This is a genomic window from Pelagicoccus sp. SDUM812002 (assembly GCF_031127835.1).
Classification (GTDB): domain Bacteria; phylum Verrucomicrobiota; class Verrucomicrobiia; order Opitutales; family Opitutaceae; genus Pelagicoccus.
Genome location: NZ_JARXHX010000050.1, coordinates 1 through 4,323 on the forward strand (window position 1 = coordinate 1; position 4,323 = coordinate 4,323).

The 4,323-nt window shown below is 55.7% G+C and carries 3 protein-coding genes; 2 read left to right on the forward strand and 1 reads right to left on the reverse strand.

Annotated features, from left to right (window positions below):
• Positions 1–687: 687 nt before the first annotated feature.
• Positions 688–1,089: a hypothetical protein gene (locus tag QEH53_RS23295; RefSeq protein ID WP_309025637.1), complete on the forward strand. Its 402-nt coding sequence runs from the start codon at positions 688–690 to the stop codon at positions 1,087–1,089.
• Between the two features lie 214 nt (positions 1,090–1,303).
• Positions 1,304–1,915: a hypothetical protein gene (locus QEH53_RS23300; RefSeq protein ID WP_309025638.1), complete on the forward strand. Its 612-nt coding sequence runs from the start codon at positions 1,304–1,306 to the stop codon at positions 1,913–1,915.
• A 467-nt stretch (positions 1,916–2,382) separates the two neighbouring features.
• Here the strand turns inward: QEH53_RS23300 and QEH53_RS23305 are convergent, their stop codons facing one another.
• Positions 2,383–3,843 carry a hypothetical protein gene (locus QEH53_RS23305; RefSeq protein WP_309025639.1) on the reverse strand — a complete coding sequence of 487 codons (1,461 nt, stop codon included), beginning with the start codon at positions 3,841–3,843 and terminating at the stop codon, positions 2,383–2,385.
• Positions 3,844–4,323: the final 480 nt, after the last annotated feature.

Here is a 4,323-nt window from a genome sequence, read left to right on the forward strand (position 1 = left end):
CCAACCATCCGCGTTTATTCGCGTCCATCCGCGGTTACGAACCACTCAACCTGATCAAAACCTGCCCTGTCGCAGACAGGATCTTGCCCGCGAGCTCAGGCGAGTGGATCCAGTGGCAAAGCCACGATGTTAAGAACCAACCAGTGCGGGAGTATCTAAGCTGACAACGCTGTGCAGGATCGCTGTCTACGCTGAGGGGCGCTACCGAGACGAACGTCGACACTTGAGGCCACGAAGTAAGGAAACTTCTCGGCGGAGCCGAAGCAAGTTCGTCTGAAGGGATCCATGAAGGTCAATCAGTGGCCAAAAAACAACCAACACAGCGTCATCAGACGCACTCCCAACCACAACCCGAGCAACATCAGCGTCCATCTGCGTCCATCTGCGTCCATCTGCGTCCATCTGCGGTTAAAGAGAACACCACCCGATCATCTTAATCGAATAAATTTATACGCCTGATCGTCGTAGCTGAAAAACTGCGTAACCGGATCCGGCCGCGTCCGTATTCGTTGCCACAGAAGGCAAAACCGAACCTGCTGAAGGGGACCGGCCAGACGTCCCACCACTCTTGACTCTCACCCCTGCAATCGATTGTGCTCTTTACCGATGCTCAGCCGACTAAAATCAATCTTACAAGGAAGTCCATCCGACGAAGCCGAGGAGACAGAATCAGCTAGCCCCAAACAGATGCCCAGGAAAATGGGCTGGATCGGCGTCGATCTCGACGGAACCCTTGCGGAGTACACCGCTTGGAAGGGGCTCGAACACATCGGCAAGCCAATCCCTCTCATGATGCAAAGGGTCCAAGACTGGATCAAAGAGGGATACACCATTAGAATAATGACCGCGCGAGCAAGTGTAGAGGGCGGCGCCGAACCCGTCGGAAAGTGGCTTAGCAAGCACGGCCTTCCCGATCTAGCCGTCACCAACAGCAAAGATTTCGAAATGATCGAGCTGTGGGACGACCGGGCCATTCAAGTCGTGACAAACACCGGCCAACCCATCATCCGCCCCGACCACTTCGCTCGACCTAAGGTCCCTCTTTTGCGTGACGAAAAGGGCGGCGAGACCTGCGAAATCGTCAAATAGGCTGCAACCTCTAGTTCTGGGGATGCATCTTTGGAGTGTAATGCCTAGAGTGCCTATCAGCTTTTCCCTGATAGTTGGCTGCAAGTCCATATCGCACTTGTACGGTGCCCCTGTTCGATGCATGGCTGATGAACGTGAAATTGGCGTAAACAAGCGCCGTGTATCCATAAGATAACAACATTCAGATCCAAACTTCAGAAACAATTTCGTCAAAATGAAAACCCTAATTCGCGCACTCGCAGTATCAGCCACTCTCGCTATCACAGCGACCGGCTTTTCTATCAGCACCCCCTTTTTCATCTCTTACGACTTCGACGCTGGCGCCAGCCCAACGGTCACTGACCCGTCTGGATCCTTCGATTTCGTTAGCGACTTCACCGGCGGCACGCTTGAGGCCGACAGAATGAGCGCGAACCTCACCGCAGGGACGCCCGCCACCTTCTCTTTCAACTTCTCTCTCACAGCGCCAAACACCGCATCGATCGTCTCGCTCGGCTACAACGCAGTGTTTGAAGGACAAATCGGAGCGGTCACCAGCGTTTTCCTCAATGGAACTTCTGTAGGCGGCGAATTCCTGTCCCCACTCACTCCTTCCAGCAATGCCTTCCTCTCGTCGGCGACTGGACTCACTAGCGGGACCGTCTCTTTCGAAGCCCTCGGCCTCGGTGGCGGCAAGATCTCCCTCCTCGACTTCAACGTCTTTGGAACGATCTCGGAAGGCAGCACCACTCCTCCTCCAGCTACTGTCCCAGACAGCAACACTTCGCTCCTCGGATTGTTCGCGGTCGTCGGATTGATCGCCCTGCGCAACGTCCGCCGCAAGTAATCAAGTTCCGAAGCTAGCCACTTTTACAAAGAGCCAGCCGCACTTCGCGGCTGGCTTTTTTGTGCTCGGTGTGGCCGTGAGAAACGCCCAACCTGATCACAGTCGGCCGTCTGAATTGATTGCCACCAAAAGGCTCTAAGAACGAAACGACGAAGAGAACCTTCGCTATAACGAAGGCAGGTTCAACTTGAGCGAAGTTATAACGGAGCTCCCAATGCAGGATCCTATTGTTTCGTCGTGAGACTCCTCAAGTGTCGTCGCTCTGCTCCTCGGTAGTGGCTAATAGACAGCACAACCGGATCCGACCATCCGGAGTTAATGGCCACAAAAAGGCGCTAAGAACTAACCGATGAAGGACCTTCGCTATAGCGAAGGCGGGTTCAACTTGAGCGAAGTTATAACGGAACCCCCAGAGCAGGATCCTTTTGTTTTGGCGTGAGACTCCTCAAGTGTCGTCGCGGCGCTCCTCACCTCGGGACTGAATTGTCCATGACCGTGATCTTGTACGTCGCGCGGCCTTGCGTGGCAATCTGATCGTCTCCCGTCACGATCACCACGACCGTGTGTTCCGCCGGCGCTAGCTCCTTCGTCTGCAGCAGGTAGCGATCCCTCGGCCCGGCTTCGCCAACAATACGACCATCCACCGCGATTCGCACTCTAGCCGGTCTCCCTTTTTCCATACGGACCGCTAGCTTCACGTTACCGGAAACACGATCACCGTCCCGAATCCCGCTCACCTCAAACCGGGGAACCTCCGCATAGGGCTGGCACAGAGGGTCACCCAGCAAAAGCAGGTTATAAGGGCTCAAGATCGATCGGTAGTAAGCCTCACCGAGACTCAAGCCTGACGCGTAGTTAACGAACAAATACGGCGTGGGAAACTTGAACTGCAGGGCGTAAGGCTCGCTTACCGCGCCGCTCGCCCCCGCCGCCCCCGCTCTCACGAACTGGCTGATCAGGCTCTGCCCATGAGATCCAGCGAAACGAGCTCCGAAACTCGTCAAATTTTCGCAAAGGGCTCCCGGAAGCAGCTGGTTCTCGGCTCCTATCCAATCAAAGGAGGCACTTCCCATCATGATCCCCGCTACCTTCGGCTTGCCTCGCGGCATCGTCCCTTCGAAGACTTCCGCCGCGAATCCCATCCCCTTCAGTCGCGCCGCTGCGTCGTCAAACGCCCAGTTCCTCACTTTCGACCTCAGGTCTCCGCTGCGGGTGAAATAAAAGACTCCCTCCGGTCGGCTGAAATCCGCTTGGGCAGACCTTTCCAGGGCCGCTACAATCTCGGCCGCTGAATTCGCTCGGTCACCCCTAGTCACTCCAAGCATCGAGCAAATGAGGTACCGGACGCCCTCGACGTCCCTGCTCGGCATACCCCCTGCATTCCAAGACGTTCGAGCCCGGAACGGTTGCGGCGCTCGAAAGTCTAGGTCACCCGCCGCCTCCAACTCGACCCCGTCGGTCGGCATCGTCTGCAAGCGCAAGCGGCCGCCGAAATAGCGATTCGCGTTTGGAGACAGAAACGGGAGGCGCTGTTCGTCCAGCAAACGATACAAATACGTCATACCCGTGATCGACCCCTCCGCATTGGCCACCCACTGGTGGCTCTTCGCTTCTTCGCTGAAGCTCACTCGCGTCGGAAATCCAGTCGAATAGACCAAATAGTCGATCTGGCCTGCCAATTCCCTGTTCCCCAATTCTGCAAACGCCGGTCCCAACACGAGATCCTTCAATTCAGCCAAGCTGATACGGTCTCGATTCGGTATTCCCGTCAGAACTACAAGGTTCGCTTCTGGGATGCCGCGCAGCTCGGCATAGGTTTCGGCGATACGCCGCGACTCCTCGTCTTCCCCGTTCACCAGCAAGCAAACTGCCTCCGGCCCTCCGCCCGCCCACAATGCGCACGCCTGCCCGATCGCCAGGAACAACACTAAGCAAAAATGAGAGGCACGCTTCAAAGACACCCTGCAATTCATCAGGCCCCCAGCCCCTCGATCCAAGCAGAAAAGCAAAACCCACGGTACGAACAGGTGGGGATCCGGCCGTTCGAGATTGATGGCCACCAAAAGGCGCTAAAAATCTAACCGATGAAGGACCTTCGCTATAACGAAGGCTGGGATTTCTTGAGCGAAGTTATAGCGAGCCCCACAATGCAGGATCCTTTTGTGATTTTTCGTGCCTTCTCGTGGCTAAAAACCAGCACAACCTGATCCCGCCATCCGAGATTGATGGCCACCAAAAGGCACAAAAAATCTAACCGATGAAGGACCTTCGCTATAACGAAGGCTGGGATTTATTGAGAGAAGTCATAGCGAGCCCCACAGTGCAGGATCCTTTTGTTTCGTCGTGAGACTCCTCAAGTGTCGTCACCCCGCTCCTCGGTAGTGAATTTTCGTGCCTCTTCGTGGCTA